The following is a 26,109-nucleotide window of genomic DNA, read 5'->3' as shown; positions in this document are numbered from 1 at the left end:
CTCCCCCTCTCCCCAACCCTCTCCCCCGGCAGTGCCGGGGGAGAGGGAGCTTAAAGGGCGCGGCGCGCTTGCCTGGCTCCCTCTCCCCCGGCGACGCCGGGGGAGAGGGTTGGGGAGAGGGGGAGGCCTTTCGTCCAGGGCGCGGACGATCACTTCCAGCACGTCGTCGGTGTGCAGCAGCACGTTGTCATTCCAGAAGCGCAGCACGTTGAAGCCTGCCCTTTCAAGCGCGTGGGTTCGACGGATGTCATAGGCTTGCTGCTCGCCGTGCTGGCCGCCATCGAGTTCCACGATCAGGTGGTGCTCGACACAGCAGAAGTCGGCGTAATAGCCGGCCACCGGATGCTGGCGGCGGAACTTGGCGCCTAGCTGGGCGGCGCGCAGACGTGACCACAGTTTCGCTTCGGCGTCGGTCTGGTTCTTCCGTAGTTGTTTTGTGCGATCCATCGCTTCTTCTCCTTGGCCGAAAGGCCTCCCCCTCTCCCCAACCCTCTCCCTCCGCTGCGCGGGGGGAGAGGGAGCAGGACGCGGTGAGCTTGTGACTCCCTCTCCCCCGGCACCGCCGGGGGAGAGGGTTGGGGAGAGGGGGAGGCTCTTGCTGTTCACCCACCCTGCTCCGCCAACAACGCCAGCAACTGCGCCTCGTCCCACACCGGCACGCCCAGCTCCCGCGCCTTGTCCAGCTTGGAACCGGCCGCCTCGCCGGCTACCACGAACGAGGTCTTCTTCGATACCGACCCGGCCACTTTGGCACCCAGCGCTTCCAGCCGCTGCTTGGCCTCGTCACGGCTGAGCGTCGGCAGCGCGCCGGTTAGCACGATGGTCTGGCCCTCCAGCGGCGCAGCGCTGGCGGCCGCCTGCGGCACGGCGCCCAGCAGGCGCTGGATCGCGCCTTCGGCCTCGCGCAGCGGCGCGAGGTTGGCATCATCGGACAGGAAGGCCTCCAGGTTGGTCGCGGCCGCCTGCGGCAAGCCCGCGGTGATCCAGTGCGCCGGGCCGGCGTCGAGCAGCCGCTCGATCGTGGGGAAATGCTGGACCAGCAGCTGCGTGCTCTTCGGCCCGAGCTTGGACACCCTGGCATGGTCCAGCAGCACGGCCAGCCCAAGCTGGTCGCGCAGGCGCGGGGACGGCGCAGCCTCGTCGGCGAAGGTGATGCCGGCCGCCAGCAGTTCGTCGACCACGCACTGGTTGCCCTCCTGCGCGAAGAAGCCGGCGATGGAGGACGCCACTTCGTCGCCGATGTCGGGCAGGACACGCAGCACCGGCGCCGGCATGCTGCGCACGATGTCCAGGCGCCCGAGCCAGGTCGCCAGCGTGCGCGCGGTGCTTTCGCCGATATGCATGATGCCCAGTGCGAACAGGAAGCGCGGCAACGTGGTGCGGCGGCTGGCGTCGATGCCCGCGACCAGGTTCTCGGCCCAGCGGGTGGCGATCTTGCCGGCCTTGACCGTCTCCGGCGTGGTGCCGTCGCGTTCGTCGATGGCCTGCTTCATCGCCACAAAGCGCTCCACGGTCAGCCGGTAGAGATCGGCGGGCGTGCGCACCATGTCCAGCTCGACCAGCGCATCGACAAAGCGTGTGCCCAGGCCCTCGATGTCCATGGCGCGGCGCGAGGCGAAGTGGATCAACGCCTCCTTGCGCTGCGCCGGGCACACCAGCCCGCCGCTGCAACGCCAGGCGGCGGCGCCCTCCTCCCGCATCAGCGCCGAGCCGCACACCGGGCATTGCGCCGGCATCGTCCAGGGTTGGGTGCCGGCAGGCCGGTGTTCGAGTTGCACGCGCACCACTTCGGGGATCACGTCGCCGGCGCGGCGCACGATCACGGTGTCACCCACGCGCACGCCCAGCCGCGCGATCTGGTCGGCGTTGTGCAGGGTCGCGTTGGTGACGGTGACGCCGGCCACCTGTACCGGCTGCAGCCGCGCCACCGGGGTGGCCGCGCCGGTGCGGCCGATCTGGATCTCGATGGCCTCGATGACCGTGCTCTGTTCCTGCGCCGGGAACTTGTGCGCGATGGCCCAGCGCGGCGCGCGCGATACGAAGCCCATTTCGCGCTGGCCCGCGTAGTCGTCGAGCTTGTAGACGACGCCGTCGATGTCGTACGGCAGCGCGTCGCGCCGGGCACCGATGCGCTTGTAGTAGGCCAGCAGGCCATCGAACCCGCGCGCCAGGTCGGCCTCGGGCGACACCGGAAACCCCCATTCGCGCAGCCGGGCCAGCGTCTGCGAGTGGCTGGGCGGCAACTCGCCGCCCTCGACCACGCCGACCGCGTAGGCGAAGAAGCTCAACCGCCGTTTGGCGGTAACCGCCGGATCGAGCTGGCGCAGCGAGCCGGCCGCACCGTTGCGGGGGTTGGCCAATGGACGCTCGCCGTGCGTGCGGGCGTATTCGTTGAATGCCTCGAAATCCTTGCGCAGCATGATCACCTCGCCGCGCACCTCGAGTACCTGCGGCCAGCCCTTTCCGCGCAACTTGAGCGGAATCGCCCGCACCGTGCGCAGGTTGGCGGTGACGTCCTCGCCGGTCTCGCCGTCGCCGCGGGTGGCGCCCTGCACGAACACGCCCTGCTCGTAGCGCAGGCTGATCGCCAGGCCGTCCAGTTTGGGTTCGACCGAAAATGCCGGCTCGCGCCGATCCAGCGTCTGTTCCACCCGCCGCTCGAATTCGGCGATCTCGCGGAAACGTTCGCGCTCGGTGTCGCCCGCCTGCTCGAAAGCGTTGCCCAGCGACAGCATCGGCAGCGCGTGGCGGACTTCGGCAAAGCCGCCGCGCGCGCGGGCGCCGACGCGGCGCGTGGGCGAATCGGGACTGGCCAGTTCCGGATGCGCTTCTTCCAGCGCCTCCAGTTCGCGCATCAGGCGGTCGTACTCGGCGTCGGTGATGTCCGGGTCGTCGAGGACGTAGTAGCGGTGATTGGCCTGTTCGATGCGCTCGCACAGCGCGGCGGCGCGCTCGCGGGGCGATGCGTTGGATGGGTTCATGCGGGCGTCCTCATGACCGCAAGTTTAGCGTCGCACCCGGGAAGCCGGTGCAAGGCAGGAACGCCGCGCGGCACGCCTGGTGCCATGGCGGTCGCGCACCAGAGCGCTCCAGCAGAGGGTCAGCGGTGCAGGTCGCCGGCGGACTCGGGCTGGTAGTCGATGTCCATCACGCGAAGGCGTCGGGACTGGCCGCCGGGCATCGGCCAGTCGATCTCCTGGCCGCGCGCCAATCCGAGCAGGGCGCTGCCGACCGGTGCCAGGATCGATACTGCGCCGGGCTTTCCGGCGGCGGCCGGGTACACCAGCGAGATGGTGATGCGGTCGCCCGTGCCTTCCTCGCCGAAGGTCACCGTGGAGTTCATGGTGACCACGTCCGCCGGCATCTGGGTCGGCTCCCGCACCTCGGCCCGCTCCAGCTCCGCCCGCAACGACGCGTGCTGCTGCGCCTCCTTGGCCGGCAGGCGATCGAGCAGGTTCTCGATGCGTTCCACATCCAGGCGGGACAAGACGATGGCGGGCCGGCTCATTGGGTTCTCCATGGAAAAGTCGCCGGACATGCCGGCGGGCGCAGGGCGACAACGGGACCAACGCCCACGCGGGACGGCAGGCCCCATGAATCTGGTGTCATTCCGGCGAAAAGGCAAGCGATCGAAGCCAAAACGCGGGTCCGGAGCCCTCGCCTGCACGCACCCGGGGCAGCGGCACCCGTATCATGCGCCCCCATGCCGAACGACGCCGTCACGCCCGCCTCCACCCTACAGGCGGGCGCGCAGGGCGCGAAACCCTTGCGCCAGCGTTATCGCGGCCTGATCTGGCTGGTCTCGGCCTCGTTCTTCATGCAGGCGCTGGACTCGACCATCGTCAATACGGCGGTGCCCGCCATGGCATCGGCGCTGGACGTGCGTCCGCTGGACATGCGCAGCGCGCTGACCAGCTACGTGCTGACCCTGGCGATACTGATTCCGGCCAGCCCGTGGCTGTGCGACCGCTTCGGCACGCGGCGGGTGTTCGGCGCGGCGATCGCCGTCTTCGGGCTGGGTTCGCTGTTCTGCGGCATCGCACAGACGCTGCCCCAACTGGTCGCCGCGCGCGTGCTGCAGGGCGTCGGTGGCGCGGCGCTGATGCCGGTGGGTCGCTACGTGCTGGTGCGCAGCATCGACAAGCGGGAGTTCGTGGCGGTGATGAGCACGGTGGCCACATTTGGCCTGCTCGGTTCGGTGCTGGGCCCATTGATGGGCGGCGCGCTGGTGGAGTTCACCTCCTGGCGGCTGATCTTCCTGATCAACGTGCCGGTGGGCATCGCCGGGCTGTGGATGAACCGGCAGGACATGCCCGACTACCGCCTGCACCATGCCAATCGCTTCGACCTGGCCGGGTTCCTGCTGTTCGGCGCGGCTTCCGCGTTGCTGCTGACCGCATCGGAACTGGTCGGTGCCGAACACGTGGCGTGGGGCCACATCGGCGAGTGCACCGCGCTGGCGCTGCTGATCGGCGTGATCTACGTCTGGCACAGCCGGCGGACCGCGTTCCCGGTCGCCGATCTCTCGCTGCTCAAAGTGCGCAGCGTGTGGGTGGCGCTGGCGGGCAACCTGTTCACCCGGCTGGGCATCTCGGGCATGTTCCTGCTGCTGGTGCTGTTCCTGCAGGTCGGCTGCGGCTGGTCGGCACTGATGGCCGGCATGATGATGGTGCCGCAGGCGCTGGGCTCGATCAGCGCCAAGTGGCTGGTCAATCGCGCGCTGGCACGGTTGGGCTATCGCCGCCTGCTGATCGGCAACACGCTGATCGTGGCCATGCTGCTGGCCTCGTTCGCCACCTTCGGGAGGGACACGCCCGCGTGGCTGATCGCGCTGATGGTGTTCCTCTACGGCGGTTTCGGCGGCCTGCAGTACACCGCGATGAACACGCTCATCTACCACGACCTGGACATCAGGCATGCCTCGATGGCCTCGTCGATGGCCTCCACTGCGCAGTACCTGTCCATGAGCTTCGGCATCGCGCTGGCCACGCTGCTGATGGAATCGCTGCTGCAGGGGCACGCGCACTCGGACTACGTGGCCGCATTCCGCTGGACGGTGCTGATCCTGGCGGTGGTCACCGCATCGGCCAGCCGCGTGTTCAGCCGGCTCGGGGCCGACCGTCCGGCGCGCCGGGAGCTGCCCGCATGAGGTGCGGCCGGCACGTGCGCGCCTGCTAGGCTTGGCGGGCGTTCCCAGGAAACGACCCATGCGTTCGATCTTGCTCCTCCTCGCGGCCGGAGGTTTCCCCGCCTCGGCCCTCGCAGCCGAAACCAGCCCGAACTTCCACCTGACCGGCCATCCTGCCGGCTGGCTGGCGCTGGCGTTGTTCGTACTCGCCTACGTGGCGGTGGTACTCGAGGAGCGCATCCAGATCGCCAAGTCCAAGCCGGTGATGCTCGCCGCGGCGCTGATCTGGGGCCTTATTGCATGGGAAACCCGCACCGACGGTGGCTCAGCCGCCGCGCGGGACGCCTTCCAGGCGATGTTCCTCGAGTACGCGGAGATCTTTTTCTTCCTGGTGGTGGCGATGACCTACGTCACCGCAATGGGCGAGCGCAACGTGTTCGAGGCGCTGCGCGCCCAGCTGACCCGGCGCCGGCTGGGCTACCGCGCGCTGTTCTGGATCACCGGCACCCTCGCCTTCTTCCTCTCGCCCGTGCTGGACAATCTCACCACCGCGCTGGTGATGTCGGCTGTGGTGCTGGCCGTGGGCGGCGGACAGGCGCGCTTCGCCACGCTCTCGCTGATCAACCTGGTGGTCGCGGCCAACGCCGGCGGCGCCTGGAGCGCGTTCGGCGACATCACCACGCTGATGGTGTGGCAGGCGCACAAGGCCGAGTTCTTCGATTTCTTCCGCCTGTTCCCCTCCGCACTGGTCAACTGGCTGGTGCCGGCCGTCGCGATGCATTTCGCCCTGCCCAAGGGGCAGCCCGAGTCCCTGCCCGGACGCGTACCCGTCAAACCCGGCGGCATCGGCATCTGCCTGACCTTCGCGCTGACCATCGCGATCACGGTGCTTGGCAAGCAGTGGCTGGGCATGCCGGCGGCCTACGGCATGCTGACCGGACTGGCGCTGCTCAACCTGCTGGCCTCGCGCATCGACCGCAGCCAGCGACGTTATGCGCTGGCGCAAGGCGCCGAGGAGGAGCCCTATTCGATCTTCCGCATCATCGCCAACGCCGAATGGGACACGCTGCTGTTCTTCTACGGCGTGTTCGGTTGCGTCGGCGGGCTGGCCGCGCTGGGCTATCTCGAACTGGCCTCGCACACGCTCTACGGCGCACTCGGCGCGACCTGGGCCAATACCGCCATGGGCGTGCTCTCGGCAGTGATCGACAACATCCCGATCATGTACGCGGTGCTGCAGATGAACCCGCCAATGGACCAGGCGCAGTGGTTGCTGATCACGCTCACCGCCGGCGTGGGCGGCAGCCTTCTCTCGGTCGGATCGGCCGCGGGCGTGGCGCTGATGGGGGCCTCGGGCGGACGCTACACCTTCATGTGCCACCTGCGCTGGAGCTGGGCGATCGCCCTGGGCTATGCGGCGAGCATTGCCCTGCACCTGGCCCTCCACGGCACGTAACCTTTTACGGTAGCGCCCCGGGGCGACCACACCGCTACCGGCCGGCCGCGCCCGAACACCCGAAGGAAACCCATGCACCACGCCAGCGAGATCCTGCTCACCCTGTTCCTGGTCTTCGTCGCCGCGCAGGTCGGCGCCGAGATCGCCCAGCGATTGAAGCTTCCGGGAGTGGTGGGCGAGATCGCCGCCGGCTGCGTGATCGGCCCTTCCCTGCTCGGCTGGATCAGTCCCGACCAGACCCTGCCCGGCACGCCACTGGACGTGCTGGCGGAGATCGGCGTGGTCCTGTTGTTGTTCTCGGTGGGCCTGGAGACACGGCTGGAGGACCTGAAGAAGGTCGGCAAGGTGGCCTTCCTGGTCGGCGTGCTGGGCGTGCTGATTCCTTTCGCCATGGGCGGGGCATGGGCGCACGGCAGCGGGTTTGCGTGGAGCAACGCCTTGTTCATCGCCGCCGCGTTCGTGGCTACATCCGCGGGCATCACCGCGCGCGTGCTGCAGGAGCTGGGTGCGCTGCAGCGGGTGGAAAGCAAGGTGATCCTGGGCGCCGCGGTGATCGACGACATCCTGGCCATGCTCTTGCTGGGCGTGGTGGTGTCGCTGCAGGAGGGCCAGGGCTTCGAGCCCTTCAAGCTGCTCGCGGTGCTGGGCAGCGCGATCGGCTTCATCGTGCTGGTCGGCCTGGGCGGAGCGCGGGTGATGCGCTGGAACTCCGGCTGGCTGGAAAAACCGCACAGCGCCCACTCGCCGCTGGCGATCGTGCTGGCGATCTGCCTGGGCCTGGCGTGGCTCTCGACCCTGCTGGGCCTGGCGGCGATCATCGGCGCCTTCCTTGCCGGCATGATCGCCTCGGAAACGCGCCAGCAGCACACGCTGGAAACACAGACCCAGCCGCTGCTGGCCCTGCTCACGCCGTTCTTTTTCGTGATCACCGGCAGCAAGATCGACCTGGCCCAGCTGGCCAGCCCCGAAGCGGCATGGACGCTGGCCATCGTCACCGTGATCGCCATCGTCTCGAAGTTCGCCGGAGGCTGGCTCGGTTCGCTGGCGCTGGGACGCAACGCCGCCGCCATCGTCGGCTTCGGCATGGTGCCACGCGGCGAGGTGGGCGTGGTGGTAGCCAGCCTCGGGCTGGCCGCCGGCGTTTTCAGCGACCGCATCTACGCGATCATCGTGGCCATGTCGCTGCTCACTGCGATGGTCACGCCACCGGTGCTGGCCTGGATGCTGAAGCGCTATCCGGCCGGCGGGACGGTCAACCCGCCCGCAGGCGGATGATCGAGTGGTGGCGGGCCAGCACCCGCTGGATGCGCTCGATGCAGGCCTGACGCAGGCGAACCGCCTTCTCCGCATCCGAATCGTCCAGGCATTCCGCCCGCACCCGTTCGCGATGCTCGATCTCCAGAGCCAAAAGACGGTGTGCCTGGGCCAATCTTTCCTGGAGCTTCTCGTCGATGGCCATGGTCAATGACACCGGGCGACCCGCGGGAACGCCCATGCTACGCCGCATTCATGACAGGAGACGGTTCGCGGCTACGGCCGGACAGCGTGTCCGGGACCCCCTGACGCCTGGTCGGCATCCGCTCGAAGTATGAGCGGCCAGCGAGTCGGCCGCCGTAGGGAAAGTCTGATTCTGGTGTGAGCGCACAGATCAGCCCCGCTCCACCGCGACTTCCGCTCACCCAGGCGTCGTCCAGACCGCGCACGCGGGCACGCCGGGCCGCACGGCAATCAGCGGGCGGTTGCCGCAGGCCCGCGAGGTGGAAAACTTCGCGGTTCGCTGCGTCACGCCCGGGACCTGGAAAGTACACGCAGCTTGCGGCAGGTTGCTCGCCCGCCGACGACAAAGACCCGGCATCGCCGAAGGGCATCCCGGTTGCGCGACGGGAGTGCACTTACCCTCAACCGGGCATGCGCGACCCTGGCTGCAGGTCACCGGCCCTGACCTTGATCGCGGCGCTCTCTTCTTCCACCGGATAAACGCCCCGCAATACGTCGTCGAAGTGCGAGCGCACGGCCCGGTTGCAGCCACAGGCAATGCTCTCCAGTCCTCCCGCCTGGGTCACGCGCACGCCGCCGCGGCGGGTCTCCAGGATGCCGCGGGCCTTCAACTGCTTGATCACGCGGCTGATGTAGCTGCGCCCGACACCGAGCATGGAAGCGAGTTGCTCCTGGGTGAGCGGCACGTCGTGGTCGCCCGTGCGATCCAGGGCGGCGATCAGCCACTTGGCGGTCCGCTGCTCGATGGAGTGCGCCGCATTGCAGGCCACGGACTGGAACACCTGGGCCATCAGGCAGTCGGCGTAGCGGGCGAACAGATTGCGCAGGCTGGGCGACCGCATCTTGGCCTGTTCCAGCTCCGCAGCACCTATCCGCAACACCGGACCGGGGAACTGCACGACGGTACGCGAATACGACGGCAGCCGCCCCTGGCTGACAATGCCGCCGACCGCGCCCTCCCTCCCCACGAGCGCCGTCTCGATGCCACGACCGTCTTCCAGCAGCACCATGAACGAAACCAGCGCGGGACCGCAGGGGAAGTAGACGTGGCGTACCGGGTCGCCGGGTTCGTAGAGCACACGGCCCACCTCCATCCGCTGGGATTCGAGGTGGGGCTGCAGCGCGACCAGGTCGTCCTGGTGCAGCGCGCGCAGAAGATTGTTCGGTGGCGCGGCCTCGCTCAATTCGCCGGGTGACTGCGCGCGCTCGTACTGGCTAGCCATAGAAGCCCCTGATGGCCGTGGCCCTGCACGCGTCGGGGACGCCGCAGCCACGGGTTTGTGACGCTATCTCAAGGCGCCGCGCGTGGTTTCGGTGTGAGCGTCGCGTCAGGTCAATGTCCACAATTGAACATACTTTGCGGGGGTCCTCCCCTACAGTCGGGCGGCACTTCCACGCCACGCCCGTCGTCCAGAGCACCAGGCGGAAGCGTACGTCCACACCCCACGCCGCAGACGCCAGGCGGTCCCACAGGCCGAGCCCATGGGTTTTTCCCCCCAGATGCACCATCACAGCCCGGGCGAACGGGATTCGAGCCGTTTTCCCGCCGCCATCCAGCCGCACGGCGCCTTGCTGTCGTTCGACGGCCTGGGCGTCGTTACCCACCTTGCCGGGGACACGTGCCGGGCCATCGGCGTACCCCCCGAGGCGCTGCTGGGGCAGCCCATCGGCACGCTGGTCGACCGCCAGGGCCGCGAACTGGCGCAGCTGATGGATCGTCTCGACTCGCCGCAGCACGGCTTCGTGGCCAAGTGGCATCCGCAGCCACCGGGGGGCGGTGCGTGGGACATCACGGCACATCCGGGCCGGCAGGGCACCATCATCGAGTTCGAGCCGGCGGTGGCGGCCAACGCGGAGGCCGCCGCCAGCATGGCGCGGCTGTCGCGGGCCATGGCCTCGCTCGATCGGCCTGGCGAGCACGATGACCTGTTCGGGACCATGGCAGCCGAGGTGCGCCGGCTTGCCGGCTTCGATCGCGTCCTCGTCTACCGCTTTCTGGAAGGCGACGCGGGCGAGGTCGTCGGAGAAGCCCGGTCCGACACCCTGCCCTCCCTGCTCGACCATCGTTTTCCGGGCTCGGGTTTTCCAGGCCAGGCGCGCAAGCCCTTCCTGCGCAATCGCTTCACCGTCGTTCCCGACGCCCACTACATCCCTGCGCCACTGCGGTCCTCCGGGCGGCGGGATGCCGCGACGCTCGACATGAGCGACTGTTCCCTGCGCAGCGTTTCGCCGCTCCAGCTGGAGAGCCTCAAGAGCATGGGCGTGGCTTCCGCGATGACCCTGTCGATCGTGGTGGGCAACGAGCTCTGGGGCCTGGTCGCCTGCCACCACCGCGAGCCGCGGCACGTGGCCTACGAGGTGCGCGAAGCCTGCCGGCATCTGGCGCGGGTGTTCGCACATCGGATCCAGGACCGCGAGGAGGCCCGCCACCAGCGCCAGAGCGCCCGCCTGCGCCATCTCCGCAGAGCCTGGCTGGACGACTTGCGCGAAATGCTCGAAGGCGGCCGCGCACTGGAACTGGAGCTGGGCCGACTCGCGACCATGGTTCCGTGCGACGGCGTCGCGCGCGTGTCTCAGGGACGCATCGAACTGTACGGGCACACCCCCGGCACGGTGGAAACCGCGGCCCTCGCCGATTGGCTGAAGCAGTCGTCCAACCACGAGGTATTCGCCACCCACCACCTGGCGGGTCACCTGGGCGCGGCCCGGCCCTGTGCGAGGGAGGCGGCCGGCGTATTGGCCACCTTCGTCGACGCGAACGGTCCGGACATGCTGCTGTGGTTCCGCAGCGGACAAGTCACCCGCGTGACATGGGCGGGCCATCCTGCCGATGCCTGCGCCGGCGCAGACCCGCCGCCCCTGCCGGCTCTGCAGACCTCCTTCGCCACCTGGGAACAGACCATCCACCAGACGACCCGCCCCTGGACCCGGGCCGAAGTCGGTGCCGCGCGACAGTTGGGGTGTTCGCTGGCCGCCCTGTTCCAGCAACAGGCCGTGCGGAACCTCGACCAGCGCCTGCGCGAGACGCTGGCCGAACAGCAGTCCCTGGTCGCCCAGAAACACGTGCTGATGCAGGAGGTGCATCACCGGGTGCAGAACAGCCTGCAGATCGTCAATTCGATGCTGCAGTTGCAGGCACGCCAGACACCCGACCGTGACGTACGCACCCAGTTCGAGGGCGCCGTCAACCGCCTGATGGCCGTGAGCGCCGTGCATCGTCACCTGTGGCGATCCAGCGATGCGCAGAGCGTCCAGCTCGGGCCCTACCTGAAAGAGCTCTGCGCGGACCTCATGTCGTCCTGGGGCGATGGCTGGTCCGGCCGCGTTGCGGTGGAAGCGACGGACGCGGCCATTCCCAGCCAGACTGCCGTCACGCTCGCCCTGCTGGTCACCGAGCTGCTGACCAATGCAGCCAAGTACGCCTACGCCGGCGCACCGGGTCCGGTCGAGGTTCGAGCCGACCGCACGGACTACGGGCTGCGGGTCCGTGTTCGGGATCAGGGGCTGGGCATGCACGGAAGGGTCCAGGGTGGAGGGCTTGGCTCGAAACTCATCCGGATCTTCACCGCGCAGCTTGGCGGCGACGCGCAGACCGTGACAGGCACCGACGGCACCACGGTGACCATCACGGTTCCCCTCGGGCCAGGCGCCAACCGCGATTGCTCCGATGCGCCCGGAAAGACGACCGCGTAGTGCCATGGCCGACTCTCTTGCTGCCCGGGCACTCTTCATCGGCTCGATGGCGGCCGGTAACATTCCGTGGCGCCGGTCCCATTGACGAATCCGCCGCAGGTGACGTCGCCGTCCGGATCCGCGCGTTCGGCAGTCGTTCTTCGACCCAGCAGAGAGATCAGCCAATGCCCATGTCCGAGCCGGCGCCGCCCGAGCCGCCAGAGCCGTTGCGCCCGGAAGGCGCCATCCGCGCTTACCTGCGGGATAAGACCGCGGAAGTGCATGCTCGCCTGGAGGCCCTTCCGATCTTCTTGCCGGTCCTGGCCGGCAAGGCGGGAACGATGGACCTCGTTCGGCTGCTGAGGGCCTATCACGCTTTCCACACGTCGGCTTCGCTTAATCTTGAGATTGGCTATCGGGAACTTGACGGATTGGGCGTCCACGCCCCCGCCCAGGCTCCCCTGGCCTTGCTCGCCGCGGATCTTTACGCACTGAGTGGCTTACTCCCGGCGCACTTCGCCCAGGCGCGGCCGGGCACGCGACCCGAGGCCGTGGGCTGGGTGTGGGTCGTGGAAGGCTCGGTGCTCGGATCGAGGGTGATCCACCGGGCGCTGGATTCCCTCTTCGGTCCACGCCTGGACGGACGTCGCTTCTTCCAGCCCATGCCCGACAGCGGCGTGCGGTGGAGGGCCGTCTGCTCGAGCATCGAGACGTACGGACGAGGACAAGACGCTCTCGCATGCATGGCCGAAGGTGCACGCCAAGCCTTCGCCTGCATGGAGCGCAGCCTGAAACATGCCTGCCACGAATCCTGAAATGATTGCTGCGAACAGTACAACCGCCCCGCTCGATCTGGACGCGTGCGCGCGCGAACAGATCCATATCCCGGGCTCCATCCAGCCAGCCGGCCTGTTGCTCGTGGTGGAACCCGAAGGCGGCACCATCGTGCAAAGCGCCATCCCCGGCACGCCACTGCTGCAGGACTTCGATTGCCCACGCGGGCAAAGGCTCGAGCGCGTGCTGGGAGGCGCGCTCGCCGGGTTGGCATCGTCGGTCCTGGTCGCGCCCGATCGCGGAACGGTCCATCTCGGCATCGTCTCGCTGAAGGGGGTGGCGCATCATGCAACCGCCCATCGCGCGCAGGGCATGATCCTGCTCGAACTGGAGGAAGCCAGGCCCGACGAACTGGGGTCGCTCGAAGACCTCTACCCGCTCATCCGCGAGTTCATGGCCGACCTCGAACGGGCACCCGATACCGCCGCTCTGTGCGACCTGGCGGCGCGTCAGCTGCGCCGGATCACCGGCCTGGACCGCGTGCTCATCTACCGCTTCGATACCGGATGGAACGGTACCGTCATCGCAGAGTCGCGCAACGAGGCGTTGCCTTCCTACCTCGACCTGCGTTTCCCCGCGTCGGACATCCCTGCCCAGGCGCGCGAGTTGTACCGCACCAGCCGCTTGCGCCTGATCGCGAACTGTGACTACACCCCGGTGCCGATCGAGCCGGCCATCAACCCCCTCACCGGACAGCCGACCGACCTGGGGCAGGCACTGCTGCGCAGCGTCTCCCCGGTGCACCTGCAGTACATGCGCAACATGGGCACCGGGACTTCCATGTCCATCTCGCTCCTGCGCGAGGGCCGGTTGTGGGGGCTGGTTTCATGCCACAACCGCGCCCCGTGCCGGGTGCCCTACAACGTTCGCACCGCCTGCGATCTTCTCGGCCAGGTGCTGGCGTTGCAGGTCGCCGCCAAGGAACATGCGGCGGAAGTGGAGCAGCGCGTGGCCCGGCGCGCCATCCAGGCACGCCTGCTGGCGCTGATGGCCGCGGAAGACGACTTCCTCAAGGGGCTCGCCCGCGAGCCAGGGCAACTGCTCTCGCTCACCCAGTCCGAGGGCGCGGCGATCGTCCACCTGGGCCGCTGCGTCCTGCTGGGCCGCGCGCCCGGCGAACAAGCGGTGATGGAGCTGGTGAACTGGCTCGAGTCCACCCGGCGGGACGACACGTTCCACAGCGACAGCCTGGCCACCGAGTGGCCCGCCGCCCTGGGGTGCAAGGACACCGCCAGCGGCCTGCTCGCCGTGTCGATTTCCCAGATGCACGCGAGCTATGTGCTCTGGTTTCGTCCGGAGATCGTCCACACCGTCCAATGGGGCGGCGACCCGCGCAAGCAGGCCGATCCCGCGCGTCTCAGTCCTCGCACCTCATTCGAGGCCTGGAAGGAGACCGTACGGTTGCGCTCCCTGCCCTGGACGCAGGCCGACGTGGAGGGTGCCCTGGAGCTGCGGACGGCGATCGTGGACATCGTGCTTCGCAAGGCCGAGGAAATGGCCGACCTCAATGAGCAGCTGGTCCGCAGCAACAAGGAGCTCGAGGCCTTCTCCTATTCGGTGAGCCACGATCTGCGCGCCCCGTTCCGCCACATCGTGGGCTATTCGGAGCTGCTGCTGCAGTCGGCGGGCGAAAAGCTCGGCGACCAGGAAAAGCGTTTCGTGGCCACCATCATCGAGTCGGCCAACTCCGCCGGCGTCCTGGTGGACAACCTGCTCAGCTTCTCGCAGATGGGACGGACCACACTTGGCAAGGTCAAGGTGAACATGCACCACCTCCTGGAGGAAGTGCGCAGGCTGCTCGAAGTGGACACCGTCGGGCGCGACATCGAATGGAAGATCGGCACCCTTCCGACGGTCGAGGCCGACCCGATGATGCTGCGGCTGGTGTTCCAGAATCTGCTGTCCAATGCGATCAAGTTCACCCGCGACGTGGAGAAGGCGGTCATCCAGGTCAGTGGCCAGGCGCAACACCACGAGTACGTTTTTTGCGTTCGCGACAACGGTTGCGGTTTCGACATGCGTTACGTGCACAAGCTGTTCGGGGTGTTCCAGCGGCTGCACCACGTGGAGGAGTTCGAAGGAACCGGGATCGGATTGGCCAACGTGCGACGGATCATCGAGCGGCACGGGGGACGCACCTGGGCCGAGGGCGAGGTCGGCAAGGGCGCCAGCGTCTATTTCACGCTTCCAGATACATCGGGTGTGCAGCCATGAAGGAATTGAGGCCGATACTGCTGGTAGAGGACAACCCCAAGGATGCGGAGCTCACCCTGGCTGCGCTCAAGCGGTGCAAGCTCTGCAACGAGGTGATCCTCATGCGCGACGGTGCCGAGGCGCTCGACTTCCTTCGCAGCGAAGGCAAGTTCGCCGGTCGCGAGGACCCCGGCCCGGTCGTGATGCTGATGGACATCAAGATGCCCAAGCTCAATGGCCTGGAAGTGCTGGAAGAGATCCGCCGTGACGAGCACCTGCGCAGTACGCCGATCGTCATGCTCACCTCCTCGCGCGAGGAGCAGGACCTGATCCGCAGCTACGAGCTGGGCGTCAACGCCTTCGTGGTCAAGCCGGTGGACTTCCGCGAATTCTTCGAAGCCATCCAGGGGCTGGGCATGTTCTGGGGCATCACCAACGAGCCGCCACCGCACCGTGGCAAGAGGAACCGAGCGGAATGACGACATCGCAAGCCCAGAGCCTGGACCCCGCGTCCTGCATCCGCATCCTGCTGCTGGAAGACAGTGCGCTGGATGCGGAGCTGGTCGCCAACCAGCTTGGCGCGGCGGGCCTGCAGTTTTCCCTGGAAAGGGTGTGGACTCGCGAGCAATTCCTGCAGGCACTCGGCGATCGCCCCGATGTCATCCTCGCCGACCACGTGCTGCCCCAGTTCGACGGCGATACGGCGTTGACGCTGGCCCAGCAGCGTGCGCCGGAAATCCCGTTCATCTTCGTCTCCGGCACGCTCACCGAGGAGCTGGCCGTGCAGGCGTTGAAGCGGGGCGCGACCGACTATGTGGTGAAGCAGCGCCTGCACCGGCTGCCCGAGGCGGTGCGCCGCGCGATCGCCGAGGCGCGCAAGCGCCTGGCCTTGCGTGCGACCGAAGCGGAGCTGCACCAGAGCAGGAACCGGCTGCGCCAGATTGCCGATGCCCTGCCCGTGCTGATCGCCTACGTCGATACCGGCCAGCACTACCGCTTCGCAAACCGGGCGTACGAAGACTGGTTCGGGCTTGCACTGCCGGACATCGTCGGCCGTCACGTGAGCGAGGTGAGCGGCGAGGCCACCTACCAGCGGGTGCGTCCGGCCATCGAGCGGGTGCTGGCAGGTGAATGGCAGAGTTTCGAAACGTCGGTCCCCTACCGCAACGCCTCGTTGCGGCAGGTGCAGGTCGACTATGTCCCCGAGCGCGATGCCGACGGCAGGGTCACGGGGTACTACGCGCTGGGCATGGACGTCAGCAAGCGCAAGATGGCCGAGGCCGCGCTCCGGGATCTCAACGAAACACTCGAAAGCCAGGTGCGCGAGCGTACCCGTGCGTTGCTGCAGAGCCAGGCGCGGCTGCGTGCGATGTTCGAGACCAGCCTGCAGCACCATGGCCTGGTCTCCCCCGAGGGCCGGCTGCTCGATGCCAATACGACGTCGCTCGAATCCATCCTGTGCACGCGCGAGGAGGTCGTCGGCCGCGTGTTCTGGGAGACGCCCTGGTTTTCCGGGACCCCTGGGGCGCCCGGGATTGCCCGCGCGATGGTGGAGCGCGCCGCGGCAGGCGAAACCGTGCGCCAGGAGCTGACGCTCCTGCTGCCGACCGGCGAGCGCTCATTCGATTACTCGATGCGTCCCCTGCGCGACGCCGACGACAAGCTGGTCGCCATCGTGCCCGAGGCCGTGGAAACGACCGCTCGCCGCCAGGCCGAGGAGGCGTTGCGCCAGTCGCAGAAGATGGAGGCAGTCGGGCAGCTCACCGGCGGGATCGCCCACGACTTCAACAATCTTCTGACTGTCATCGGCGGCAACATCGACATGGCCAGGTCCAGGGCCGAACGCGCCGGCCAGCTCGAGCCCCGGGTCGCGGCCGCCCTGGAGAATGCCCAACGGGGGGCCGAGCGCGCTGCTGCGCTCACCCAACGCCTGCTCGCCTTCTCCCGTCGCCAGCCGCTGCAACCGCGACCGCTGGACCTTAACAAGCTGGTCCTGGGCATGTGCGAGCTGCTGCGCCGCTCGCTCGGGGAAACCATCGAGCTGGAGGTGTCCACCGGGCCGGGACTGTGGCCGGTCGAGGCCGACCCGAACCAGCTCGAGGCGGCCATCCTCAACCTGGTCGTCAACGCGCGCGATGCGCTTGCCTCCGGTGGCCGCATGGTGATCGAAACCTCCAATGCGTACCTGGATGCCTCCTGCGTCGCGAACGACGGCGAGGCTGCACCGGGTCGCTACGCGGTGGTCTGCGTCACCGATACCGGCTGTGGCATGACCGAGGAAACCCGGGCGCGCGTATTCGAACCGTTCTTCACCACCAAGGAAGTGGGGCGTGGCACGGGGCTGGGGCTGTCGATGGTCTATGGCTTCATCAAGCAATCCGGCGGCCACGTGCAGATCGAGTCGGAGCCCGGAAAAGGGACCTGCGTAAAGCTCTACCTTCCCCGCCTCGCGCGTGAAGCCGCGCACGAGGCAGAAGCCCCCTGCCGGGGCGAACTGCAGGGCAGTCTCCGCGAGGAGACCGTGCTGGTCGCCGAAGACGACGACGACGTGCGTGCCTACACCGTCGAGTGCCTCCGCGGCCTGGGCTACCGGGTACTTGAGGCCCACGACGGCGCATCGGCCCTGCGCCTGCTGGAGCGCCAGGAGGGGCCGGTGCAGTTGCTGTTCACCGACGTGGTCATGCCCGGCATGTCCGGTCGCGAACTGGCCGATCGCGCCCGACAGATGCATCCGGGACTGCAGATCCTGTTCACCTCGGGCTACACGCGTGATGCGATAGCCAGTGGCGGCCGACTGGAGGCTGGCATCACCATCATCCCCAAGCCGTTTACCTACGCGGGCCTTGCAAGCAAGGTCCGCGACGTGCTCGAAGGGCGTACGGCCTCTTTGCAATAGGCGATGAGGCAGCCGGCCCGGGGCTGGCTCGAAGCCTCGCCAGGCGCGCGGCGGCTCTGGCCGCAGCTGCGCAGGCGAGGCCCCTGCGCCCCGCTTCAGGCATTCACACGCACCACGTTCAACGGACCGTATGGGTTCGCGCGCACGGGCGTGGGTGTTTGCACGACGCGCCGTTCCGCGAAGCCGCGACCATCACGTGCGCACTATCTGCACGAAATCACTCCCTTGTGTTCACAAGTGGATAGGCGCGGCGCCGCCTTGCAGGCAAGCTCCCCCGCTCATTACCTGTCGATGTCCGCAGGGGCATCGTCCATCAAGGCGGCAGAGCAAGCGCCGACATGCATGGACCGTTCTTACGGGAGGTCGCGGTAGGCACAAGAGCGGACAAGGAACACGGTGGCGTTGCCCGGAAAATCAGCACCCAACTGGTCGGCAAACAGCCTGCTCGGCTCCCTGTCGCTGGAGGACATGTCGTTGCTGGCGCCGCACCTGCTGCCCTGGTACGGCGAACCCGCAGACGTGCTGTATGCACCCGGCGACAACGTGGGAACCGTCTATTTCCCCTGTGGGCCCAGCCTCGTCTCTTACCGCGTCATGCTCGACGATGGCCGGGGCGTGGAAACAGCGCTGGTCGGCCGGGAGGGCGCCGTGGGCGGCATTGTCAGCCACGGTCGGCTGCCCGCTTTCGCGCATGCCCTGGTGCAGTTTCCTGGCCTGTTCTATCGCATGAGGACCCGCCAGCTGGAACAGGCGAAGATCAGCTCGCCTACCCTGCGACTCCAGTTCGCGCGGTATGCCGACTGCATGGTCGCGCAGGTGTTCCAGTCGGTCGCCTGCAACGCGGCCCACACCATCGAGCAGCGCGCGGCCAAATGGCTGATCGCGGCACTCGACCGTACCGGGGACGGCGACGTGCCGCTGACCCAGGAACAACTGGCGTCGATGCTCGGGGTCGGTCGCAGCTACATCAGCCGTGTCGTCCAGAACATGCGGCTGCGCGGCGTCCTGGAAACGCGGCGAGGGACGGTGAAGGTACACGACATGGCCGAACTCCAGCGCATGTCGTGCCGATGCAACGATACCGTTCGCCGGCACTTCGGGGAGGTCCTCAAAGGCGTCTATCCGTCCGACGACGGCAGCATCCGCACCGGAAAAGCCCAGTCCCCGCCCGGTACGGACACGACCCGTTGAGCGCGGCGCCGGGCGGCTGCTCAGGCGGCATGGGGAAAGCTGAGGCCCGGGGGCCGGACCGCGCGACGACGATGCGCGGTCACTGGATTGGCGGAGAGAGTGGGATTCGAACCCACGGAAGGTTTGACCCTTCGCCGGTTTTCAAGACCGGTGCCTTAAACCGCTCGGCCATCTCTCCGTTGGACTTGGCGATGCGTTGCGCGCCTCAGGCGAGGCGATCCAGGCCTCGCAGATAGGGCTTGAGTGCGTCGGGTACGGTAATCGAACCGTCGGCGTTCTGGTAGTTCTCCATCACCGCGATCATGGTGCGGCCGATGGCCAGGCCGGAGCCGTTCAAGGTGTGGACCAGCTCGGGCTTGCCGGTTTCCGCGTTGCGCACGCGCGCCTGCAGGCGGCGGGCCTGGAAGTCCTCGCAGTTGGAGCAGCTGGAGATTTCGCGGTAGGTGTCCTGGCTGGGCAGCCACACTTCCAGGTCGTAGGTCTTGGTCGCGCCGAAGCCCATGTCGCCAGTGCACAGCAACACCTTGCGGTACGGCAGGCCGAGCAGTTGCAGGACCTTTTCGGCGTGACCGACCATTTCCTCCAGCTGCGCGTAAGACTCGTCAGGCCGGGCGATCTGCACCATCTCGACCTTCTCGAACTGGTGCTGGCGGATCATGCCGCGGGTGTCGCGACCGTAGCTGCCGGCTTCGGCGCGGAAGCACGGCGTATGCGCGGTCATCCGCAGCGGCAGCGCGTCGGCGTCCTGGATGGTGTCGCGGACCAGGTTGGTCAGCGGCACCTCGGCGGTGGGGATCAGATAGCGCTTCGACTCGCCCACCTGGGTGGCGAACAGGTCGTCCGCGAACTTGGGCAACTGACCCGTGCCCTGCATACTCTCGGCGTTGACGATCACCGGGACGTTGCATTCGAGGTAGCCGTGCTCGCCGGTGTGCAGGTCGAGCATGAACTGGCCCAGCGCGCGATGCAGATGGGCCAGTTGTCCGCGCAGCACGGTGAAGCGTGCACCGGAAAGCTTGGCGCCGGCATCGCCATCGAGCCAACCGTGGCGCTCGCCCAGTTCGACGTGGTCCTTGACCTCGAAGTCGACGTGGCGCGGCTCGCCCCAGCGGCTGATCTCGACGTTGTCGTGCTCGTCCTTGCCGACCGGCACGGACTCGTGCGGGATGTTGGGAATGCCCAGCGCGATACCGGCAAGCTTGCACTGCACTTCGCCCAGCGCCTGCTCGTTGGCCTTGAGCTTGTCGCCGATGCCGGCGACCTCGGCCATCAACGGCGCGACGTCCTCGCCCCTGGCCTTGGCCTGCCCGATCGACTTGGAACGGGTATTGCGCAGGTTCTGCAGCTCCTGCGTCTCGGTGGACAGGCGCTTGCGCTCGGACTCCAGCGCCTCGACGGCGGCGACGTCCAGGTCGAAGCCGCGGGTTTGCTTGAGGCGCGCGGCCGTGTCGGCCAGGCGCGAGCGCAGGAGGGAGGGGTCCAGCATGGAGGCGTTCCGTCGAAGTGCTTGAATGGTCGATTATCGCGTGGGGGGTATGCGCTAGCAACGCGCGCGCCCCGATCCTCCTGGAGCAGCCCAGGGAGGGGCGATGCGCGGTGGCGCTTTCGCAGGAGCCCACGTGTGGGCGATGCCTTTGCCTGATCACGCTGCCCCGCGCACCGCTCGCCGGTGGCTCCTGCGGCCACTCCACGGACAGCATCGCCCAGACGTGGGCTCCTGCAGAGGGTCGTCGGAATCCAGGGGACGTTTCCCTCGCCCCGAACATGGCGCGCGGTAGAGGCTACTTTTCTCTGGACTGGCTGCGGGCCTGGCGCAGCGCAAGCAGCTTTTCGCGCAGCTTCTGCTCCAGGCCGCGATCCACCGGCTCGTAGAACACCGTGCCATCGAGGGCGTCGGGCAGGCACTGCTGGTCGAGGGCGATGCCGCCCTTGGCATCGTGGTCGTACTGATAGCCCTTGCCGTAGCCAAGGCCCTTCATGAGCCTGGTAGGCGCGTTGCGCAGGTGCATGGGGACCTCCAGCGTGCCGGTTTCGCGCACCGCGGCGCGGGCCTTGTTGTAGGCCATGTAGGCGGCGTTGCTCTTGGGTGCGATCGCCAGCCAGATGGCCAGTTGCGCCAGGCCAAGCTCGCCCTCCGGGCTGCCCAGGCGCTCGTAGGTGTCCCACGCGTCCAGCGCCATGCGCCAGGCGCGCGGCTCGGCCAGGCCGACGTCCTCGACCGCCATGCGGGTCATGCGCCGGGCCAGGTACAGCGGGTCGCAGCCGCCGTCGAGCATGCGGCAGAGCCAGTACACGGCCGCGTCCGGATCGGACGAGCGCACCGATTTGTGCAGCGCCGAGATCTGGTCGTAGAACTGCTCGCCGCCCTTGTCGAAGCGGCGCGTGCGGTCGGCCAGCACCTGGGTCAGGGTGGCTTCGTCGATGCGACCGTCGTCTGCCAGTTCCGCGGCGATCTCCAGCAGCGTGAGCGCGCGGCGCACGTCGCCGTCGGCGGCCTGGGCGATCAGCTTCAGGGAATCGACGTCGATCCGCAGGCGAAGCCGGCCGAGACCCCGCTCGTCATCGGCGAGCGCCCGCTCCAGTGCGGCGACAATGGCCTCGGCCGACACCGCCTCCAGCACGTGCACGCGGCAGCGTGAAAGCAGCGCGGAGTTGAGCTCGAACGAGGGGTTCTCGGTGGTCGCGCCGACAAATACGATCACGCCACGCTCGATGTGCGGCAGGAACGCATCCTGTTGTGCCTTGTTGAAGCGATGCACCTCGTCCACGAACAGCACTGTGCGCCGGCCGCGGGCAAAGTTGGCCTCCGCCTCGGCCAGCGCCTTGCGCACGTCCGGCAAGCCGGAAAGTACAGCCGAAATCGCGCGGAAGTCGGCGTCGGCATAGCGCGCCACCAGCAGCGCCAGGGTGGTTTTGCCGCAGCCCGGCGGCCCCCACAACACCATCGAGTGCACCTTGCCCGCCTCGAGCGCGCGCCGCAGCGGCGAATCGGTCGCGGTCAGGCGCGGCTGCCCGACGATCTCGTCGAAGCTGCAAGGGCGCATGCGCTCTGCCAAGGGCTTGAGCGCGTCGGATTCAGGGAACAGGGAGGCAGTCTCGGGCATCGCGGCGATGATAACGCCCGCCAGCGTGACGGCGCCCGTCCACGTAGCAGCGCGCGCGGGCGGTCGCGGTCGGTGGGCGCCTAACGGGAGGTCGCGCGTTGGCGGTAGAGGCTGTAAAGCACGCCGCACAGCCCGGTGAGCGTGGCCGGGATCAGCAGGGATTGCTCACGCAAGCGTCCGAACAGGATCGCGCCGGCGACGCCGCCAAGCATGAAGGTGGCGATCACCAGCACGCACACGCGCACCCGGAGCGAATCCACCTCCAGCCCGCGCAGGCGATGGCCGAGGTAGATCCCCAGGTCGGTGAACATGCCCGAGACGTGGGTGGTGCGGAACACCATGCCGCTGTAGGTGCTGACCATGCCGTTCTGCAGGCCGCAGGCCATCGAGGCCAGCCACAGGCCGGCCGACCACTCGCGCTGCAGCAACGGCACGGCGGCGAACAGCAGCACCGATTCGAACAGCAGCGCGAAGCCGTACGGCCGCCCGAGCTTGAGCGTGCTTTTCTGCACGATCACGCCACTGAGCATGGCGCCGACCACGAAAGCCGCCAGCGACAGCGTCCAGTGCAGCGCCTCGGCGCCATCGAAGGTGCCCAGCGCGATGCCGAGCAGGGTCGTCGAGCCGGTCAGGTTGCTGATCGACTGGTGGCGGAAGCCCATGTAGCCCGCCGCATTGACCATGCCGGCGATGAAGGCGAGCACGCCGCCGCCGATCCACGCCCAGCGGGGCAGCTGGCGCAGCACCGGCATGGCTCGGGTCAGTCCTTCAGCGGCTGGGTGGTCATCACCGGCAGGTCGCCAATCACGTCGGCGCCGGGCGGCGGGACGAAGTTGAACGTGGACGCCGGCAGGTCGAGGTTGCGCTGCCAGTCGGAGAAGCGGATGTCGGTGATGGCGCCGAGCTGGTCCTGGAAGACCATGCGCCGCAGACCCTTGGCGTCGAAGCCCAGGTCGGCGTAACCGAACTGCGGATCCTTGGCCTTGGAGGTCAGGCGCAGCCAGGCCAGGCCGTCGCGCTCGCCCTGCTCGGCCACGGTGAAGTCGCGGTCCAGTTGCTTGAGGTCGGTGATCACCGTGAGCGGGCTGTGCGCCTCCTCGGTGCTTTGCTTGCGCACCGTGACCTGCTCCAGTTCCGGGTCGTACAACCACACGCGGCTGCCGTCGGCGACGATAGTCTGCTTGTAGGGCTTCAGCGTATCCCAGCGGAACTCGCGCGGAGCCTGCAACGCGAGCGTGCCGGAGCTGCTCTTGGCGCCCTGCCCGCTGGCATCGGCCAGGGTCTGGGTGAAGTTGCCCTTGAGCGAGTGCAGGCCGGTGGCGAAGGCATCCAGACGCTGTCGCGCGGGGCCGGTGGCGGCGTGGGCCAGGCCCGCAAGGGACAGCGCGAGCGTGGCAAGAAAAATGGCGGCAAGGCGGTTCATGGAGGCCCTGTTCGTGAAGGCGTGCGGGGAAAGTCTGGATGAGTGCGGCTTAATCGGGACACAAGCACCAAGCCGCCGTCCATTGTAGGAGCCCGCTTGCGGGCGATGCTTTTTCGGCCGGGAAACCAGGGCATCGCCCGCAAGCGGGCTTCTACAGCGTTTGTGGCATGAGCGAGCTATTTCGGCGGTGGGGGGGCGAGCACTTCGCGGTTGCCGTTGTGCTGCGGGGCGCTGACCACGCCGTCCTGCTCCATTTGTTCGATCAACCTCGCGGCGCGGTTGTAGCCGATGCGCAGGTGGCGCTGCACGCCGGAAATCGAGGCTCGGCGAGTCTGCGTGACCACGGCCACGGCCTTGTCGTAGAGCTGGGCGTCGGCATCGCCGCCTTCCTCGCCGTCCTGCGGCAGGCCCGAGTCGTTGATGAACTTGCCGTCGCTGGTCGCCTGCACCTCCTCCAGCACGCCTTCGACGTACTGCGGCGCGCCCTGTGCCTTGAGCCAGGCGACCACGCCATGCACTTCATGGTCGTCGACGAAGGCGCCATGGACGCGCTCGGGCGTGGCGGTACCGGGCGGCAGGTAGAGCATGTCACCGTGGCCAAGCAGCGCTTCGGCGCCGGACTGGTCGAGGATCGTGCGCGAGTCGATCTTGGAAGACACCTGGAACGCGATGCGGGTAGGGATGTTGGCCTTGATCAGGCCGGTGATCACGTCCACCGACGGGCGCTGCGTGGCCAGTACCAGGTGCACGCCGGCGGCGCGCGCCTTCTGCGCCAGGCGGGCGATCAGCTCTTCCACCTTCTTGCCGACGATCATCATCATGTCGGCGAATTCGTCGATGATGATGACGATGTAGGGCAGCGGTTCCAGCGGCTCGGCCGCCAGGTTCGGCATCTCGGGGTTGGGCCGGAACAGCGGATCGAGCAGCGGCTGGCCGGCCGCCTCGGCATCGCGCACCTTCTTGTTGAAACCGCCCAGGTTGCGCACGCCCACCGCGGCCATCAACTTGTAGCGGCGCTCCATCTCGGCGACGCACCAGCGCAGCGCGTTGGCGGCTTCCTTCATGTCGGTCACGACCGGCGCGAGCAGGTGCGGAATGCCCTCGTAAACCGAGAGTTCCAGCATCTTCGGGTCGATCATGATCATGCGCACGTCTTTCGGGCTCGCCTTGTACAGCAGCGAGAGCACCATCGCGTTGACGGCGACGGATTTGCCCGAGCCGGTGGTGCCGGCCACCAGCAGGTGCGGCATCTTGGCCAGATCGGTGACCACCGGCTTGCCGCCGATGTCCTTGCCCAGCGCCAGCGCCAGCGGCGATTTCATCTGGTCGTACTTGTCCGATCGCAGGATCTCGGACAGGTACACGATCTGCTTGCGGGTGTTGGGAATCTCCAGGCCGATCACGTTCTTGCCCGGGATGACGTCGACCACGCGCACGCTCACCACGGACAGGCCGCGTGCGATGTCCTTGTCCAGGCTGGAGACCTGCGATCCGCGCACGCCGGCGGCCGGCTCCAGTTCGAAGCGGGTGATCACCGGGCCGGGGTAGACGCCCACCACCTTGGCCTCGATGCGGAAGTCCTTGAGCTTGAGCTCGACTTGTCGCGAGAGCACCTCGAGGGTTTCCTCGGAGTAACCGGGGCCCTGCTCCGGCGCCTCGTCCAGCAGCGACAGCGGCGGCAGCTCGCCGGGCTGGGCGGCGCCGACGAACAAGGGGATCTGCGTCTCCAGCTTCGCCCGCTCGCTTTTGGTCACGGGTGCGGGCGGCGTCTCGATGCGTACCGGCTCGCGCCTGGCCTGCCGGGCCGCGTCGGCCTTCTTGACGACGTCGCGCTGGGCGCGTGCCTGCTGCGCCTTGGCCACTTCCGGCGCCTGCTTGAGCTTGCCGCGCAACCAGCCGAACACGATCAGCGTGCCCTGCCCGGTCCAGTCCATCACCTTGAACCAGGACAGCCCGGTCGCCAGCGTCACCGCAATCAGGAACAGCGCCAGCAGCAGCAGCGGCGCGCCCTTCTCACCGAACGCCTGCAGCAGCCCGTGGCCGACCCATTGGCCGATGATTCCGCCGGTGCCCTGCGGCAGCACTGGTTGGTCGAAGTTGAGGTACATCAGCGCGGGCGCGGTGACGAAGAAAAACACGAAGCCGATCAGCCGCAGCGAGGATTCCCACGGGTGCTCGGCCTCTTCCCCGCGCTGGCGCAGCACCTGTACGCCCAGCAGCAGGAGCAGCAGCGGGAAGCAATAGGACACCCAGCCGAAGATGTAGCGCAGCAGGTTGGCGATGTTGGCGCCCACGGCGCCGCCGAAATTGCGCGCGTGCTCGACCGTGCCGACGTGACCCCAGCTCGGGTCCTGGTCGTTGTAGCTGGCCAGGCAGACCAGCAGGTAGAGCGCCAGCGGAAGCAGCAGCAAGGCGCCGGCCTCGCGCAGGCGACGCTTGGCTTCTTCGCTGAGGCCGACCGATTCGGGTGCCTTCTTTACGTTTGCTGCGCTTCGCGCCACCAAAGTGGATTCCCCTCGAGACTTCGCCCCAAGTCTACACAGGGCACGGAGGGGGTAGTAGCTTGATTTTTCTGGAAAGGCGCAGCTTTTGGAAAGCTGCACCTACCGCCCGATGGGGTCGTAGGGTGGGCTTCAGCCCGAACGCCAAAGACGAAGGCGCCCCCTGTTCCCCCAACCCTCTACCCCGGCTGCGCCGGGGTAGAGGAGCATGAAC

General features: G+C 67.9%; 18 protein-coding genes, 1 tRNA gene and 1 pseudogene. 9 read left to right on the top strand and 11 right to left on the bottom strand.

Going from position 1 to position 26,109, the window contains the following annotated elements; genetic code table 11:
- Window positions 1-147: 147 nt before the first annotated feature.
- From OSC30_RS14395 to rnk, 3 genes and pseudogenes are all read right to left on the bottom strand, one after another.
- Window positions 148-447 (bottom strand): annotated as a pseudogene (locus OSC30_RS14395) (endonuclease domain-containing protein); the annotation flags it as partial.
- 155 nt (window positions 448-602) lie between these two features.
- Entirely contained in the window at window positions 603-2,981 is a 2,379-nt protein-coding gene (ligA, locus tag OSC30_RS14390) for an NAD-dependent DNA ligase LigA (protein WP_267172559.1), read from the bottom strand.
- A 119-nt stretch (window positions 2,982-3,100) separates the two neighbouring features.
- Window positions 3,101-3,508, bottom strand: a complete 408-nt coding sequence (gene rnk / locus OSC30_RS14385; protein ID WP_267172558.1) for a nucleoside diphosphate kinase regulator — start codon at window positions 3,506-3,508, stop codon at window positions 3,101-3,103.
- Window positions 3,509-3,703: 195 nt separating this feature from the next.
- Here rnk and OSC30_RS14380 point away from each other — a divergent pair, with 195 nt between their 5' ends.
- The 3 genes from OSC30_RS14380 to OSC30_RS14370 all read left to right on the top strand — a co-directional run bounded on the left by OSC30_RS14380 (window position 3,704) and on the right by OSC30_RS14370 (window position 7,859).
- Window positions 3,704-5,149: an MFS transporter gene (locus OSC30_RS14380; RefSeq protein ID WP_267172557.1), complete on the top strand. Its 1,446-nt coding sequence runs from the start codon at window positions 3,704-3,706 to the stop codon at window positions 5,147-5,149.
- A gap of 58 nt (window positions 5,150-5,207) precedes the next feature.
- Window positions 5,208-6,584: a sodium:proton antiporter NhaD gene (gene nhaD, locus OSC30_RS14375; protein WP_267172556.1), complete on the top strand. Its 1,377-nt coding sequence runs from the start codon at window positions 5,208-5,210 to the stop codon at window positions 6,582-6,584.
- 72 nt (window positions 6,585-6,656) lie between these two features.
- Window positions 6,657-7,859, top strand: coding sequence for a cation:proton antiporter (locus OSC30_RS14370; RefSeq protein WP_267172555.1), 1,203 nt, complete (start codon window positions 6,657-6,659; stop codon window positions 7,857-7,859).
- On the opposite strand, the gene OSC30_RS14365 is transcribed toward OSC30_RS14370, so the two are convergent.
- Together OSC30_RS14365 and OSC30_RS14360 are read right to left on the bottom strand one after the other, a co-directional pair.
- The gene (locus tag OSC30_RS14365) at window positions 7,837-8,043 is read right to left on the bottom strand and encodes a hypothetical protein (RefSeq protein ID WP_267172554.1); all 207 of its coding nucleotides are present in this window, start codon (window positions 8,041-8,043) and stop codon (window positions 7,837-7,839) included. The two genes, OSC30_RS14370 and OSC30_RS14365, sit on opposite strands and share 23 nt — an antisense overlap.
- A gap of 439 nt (window positions 8,044-8,482) precedes the next feature.
- Entirely contained in the window at window positions 8,483-9,304 is an 822-nt protein-coding gene (locus OSC30_RS14360; protein ID WP_267172553.1) for a Crp/Fnr family transcriptional regulator, read from the bottom strand.
- Between the two features lie 259 nt (window positions 9,305-9,563).
- On the opposite strand from OSC30_RS14360, the gene OSC30_RS14355 reads away from it, so the two are divergent.
- The 6 genes from OSC30_RS14355 to OSC30_RS14330 all read left to right on the top strand — a co-directional run bounded on the left by OSC30_RS14355 (window position 9,564) and on the right by OSC30_RS14330 (window position 18,867).
- On the top strand, window positions 9,564-11,774 hold the full coding sequence (locus tag OSC30_RS14355; RefSeq protein WP_267172552.1) for a histidine kinase dimerization/phosphoacceptor domain -containing protein: 2,211 nt from the start codon (window positions 9,564-9,566) through the stop codon (window positions 11,772-11,774).
- Between the two features lie 164 nt (window positions 11,775-11,938).
- Window positions 11,939-12,568, top strand: coding sequence for a biliverdin-producing heme oxygenase (locus OSC30_RS14350; protein ID WP_267172551.1), 630 nt, complete (start codon window positions 11,939-11,941; stop codon window positions 12,566-12,568).
- A gap of 1 nt (window position 12,569) precedes the next feature.
- Entirely contained in the window at window positions 12,570-14,801 is a 2,232-nt protein-coding gene (locus OSC30_RS14345; protein ID WP_267172550.1) for an ATP-binding protein, read from the top strand.
- Entirely contained in the window at window positions 14,798-15,259 is a 462-nt protein-coding gene (locus OSC30_RS14340; protein WP_209615147.1) for a response regulator, read from the top strand. The genes OSC30_RS14345 and OSC30_RS14340 overlap by 4 nt, the downstream gene beginning before the upstream one ends.
- Window positions 15,256-17,676 (top strand): PAS domain-containing protein, encoded by a 2,421-nt coding sequence (locus tag OSC30_RS14335; RefSeq protein WP_267172549.1) that lies wholly within the window; start codon window positions 15,256-15,258, stop codon window positions 17,674-17,676. Before OSC30_RS14340 ends, OSC30_RS14335 begins: the two co-directional genes overlap by 4 nt.
- Before the next feature lie 396 nt (window positions 17,677-18,072).
- A complete protein-coding gene (locus tag OSC30_RS14330; RefSeq protein ID WP_231351773.1) occupies window positions 18,073-18,867 on the top strand; it encodes a Crp/Fnr family transcriptional regulator in 795 nt (264 codons plus the stop codon).
- Window positions 18,868-18,955: 88 nt separating this feature from the next.
- Here OSC30_RS14330 and OSC30_RS14325 read toward each other — a convergent pair.
- The 6 genes from OSC30_RS14325 to OSC30_RS14300 form a co-directional block, all read right to left on the bottom strand.
- Window positions 18,956-19,045: transfer RNA gene (locus OSC30_RS14325), tRNA-Ser, on the bottom strand.
- A gap of 27 nt (window positions 19,046-19,072) precedes the next feature.
- Window positions 19,073-20,353, bottom strand: coding sequence for a serine--tRNA ligase (serS, locus tag OSC30_RS14320; RefSeq protein WP_267172548.1), 1,281 nt, complete (start codon window positions 20,351-20,353; stop codon window positions 19,073-19,075).
- A gap of 295 nt (window positions 20,354-20,648) precedes the next feature.
- A complete protein-coding gene (locus OSC30_RS14315) occupies window positions 20,649-21,971 on the bottom strand; it encodes a replication-associated recombination protein A (protein WP_267172547.1) in 1,323 nt (440 codons plus the stop codon).
- 80 nt (window positions 21,972-22,051) lie between these two features.
- Window positions 22,052-22,723 carry a YoaK family protein gene (locus OSC30_RS14310; protein ID WP_267172546.1) on the bottom strand — a complete coding sequence of 224 codons (672 nt, stop codon included), beginning with the start codon at window positions 22,721-22,723 and terminating at the stop codon, window positions 22,052-22,054.
- Window positions 22,724-22,731: 8 nt separating this feature from the next.
- Window positions 22,732-23,394, bottom strand: a complete 663-nt coding sequence (lolA, locus tag OSC30_RS14305) for an outer membrane lipoprotein periplasmic chaperone LolA (protein ID WP_267172545.1) — start codon at window positions 23,392-23,394, stop codon at window positions 22,732-22,734.
- 176 nt (window positions 23,395-23,570) lie between these two features.
- Window positions 23,571-25,895: a DNA translocase FtsK gene (locus OSC30_RS14300; RefSeq protein ID WP_267172544.1), complete on the bottom strand. Its 2,325-nt coding sequence runs from the start codon at window positions 25,893-25,895 to the stop codon at window positions 23,571-23,573.
- Window positions 25,896-26,109: the final 214 nt, after the last annotated feature.

Source organism: Frateuria hangzhouensis, from assembly GCF_026410505.1.
GTDB lineage: Bacteria > Pseudomonadota > Gammaproteobacteria > Xanthomonadales > Rhodanobacteraceae > Frateuria_A > Frateuria_A hangzhouensis.
This window is presented reverse-complemented; position numbering and strand designations above follow the sequence as displayed.

Bases quoted from the DNA above. Each gene is read 5' to 3' on its own strand.
- OSC30_RS14345 (WP_267172550.1), top strand. From the start codon at position 12,570: ATGATTGCTGCGAACAGTACAACCGCCCCGCTCGATCTGGACGCGTGC.
- OSC30_RS14370 (WP_267172555.1), top strand. From the start codon at position 6,657: ATGCACCACGCCAGCGAGATCCTGCTCACCCTGTTCCTGGTCTTCGTC.
- nhaD (WP_267172556.1), top strand. From the start codon at position 5,208: ATGCGTTCGATCTTGCTCCTCCTCGCGGCCGGAGGTTTCCCCGCCTCG.
- OSC30_RS14355 (WP_267172552.1), top strand. From the start codon at position 9,564: ATGGGTTTTTCCCCCCAGATGCACCATCACAGCCCGGGCGAACGGGAT.
- OSC30_RS14310 (WP_267172546.1), bottom strand. From the start codon at position 22,723: ATGCCGGTGCTGCGCCAGCTGCCCCGCTGGGCGTGGATCGGCGGCGGC.
- OSC30_RS14315 (WP_267172547.1), bottom strand. From the start codon at position 21,971: ATGCCCGAGACTGCCTCCCTGTTCCCTGAATCCGACGCGCTCAAGCCC.
- OSC30_RS14350 (WP_267172551.1), top strand. From the start codon at position 11,939: ATGCCCATGTCCGAGCCGGCGCCGCCCGAGCCGCCAGAGCCGTTGCGC.
- rnk (WP_267172558.1), bottom strand. From the start codon at position 3,508: ATGAGCCGGCCCGCCATCGTCTTGTCCCGCCTGGATGTGGAACGCATC.
- serS (WP_267172548.1), bottom strand. From the start codon at position 20,353: ATGCTGGACCCCTCCCTCCTGCGCTCGCGCCTGGCCGACACGGCCGCG.
- OSC30_RS14340 (WP_209615147.1), top strand. From the start codon at position 14,798: ATGAAGGAATTGAGGCCGATACTGCTGGTAGAGGACAACCCCAAGGAT.
- OSC30_RS14335 (WP_267172549.1), top strand. From the start codon at position 15,256: ATGACGACATCGCAAGCCCAGAGCCTGGACCCCGCGTCCTGCATCCGC.
- OSC30_RS14365 (WP_267172554.1), bottom strand. From the start codon at position 8,043: ATGGCCATCGACGAGAAGCTCCAGGAAAGATTGGCCCAGGCACACCGT.
- lolA (WP_267172545.1), bottom strand. From the start codon at position 23,394: ATGAACCGCCTTGCCGCCATTTTTCTTGCCACGCTCGCGCTGTCCCTT.
- OSC30_RS14360 (WP_267172553.1), bottom strand. From the start codon at position 9,304: ATGGCTAGCCAGTACGAGCGCGCGCAGTCACCCGGCGAATTGAGCGAG.
- OSC30_RS14380 (WP_267172557.1), top strand. From the start codon at position 3,704: ATGCCGAACGACGCCGTCACGCCCGCCTCCACCCTACAGGCGGGCGCG.
- ligA (WP_267172559.1), bottom strand. From the start codon at position 2,981: ATGAACCCATCCAACGCATCGCCCCGCGAGCGCGCCGCCGCGCTGTGC.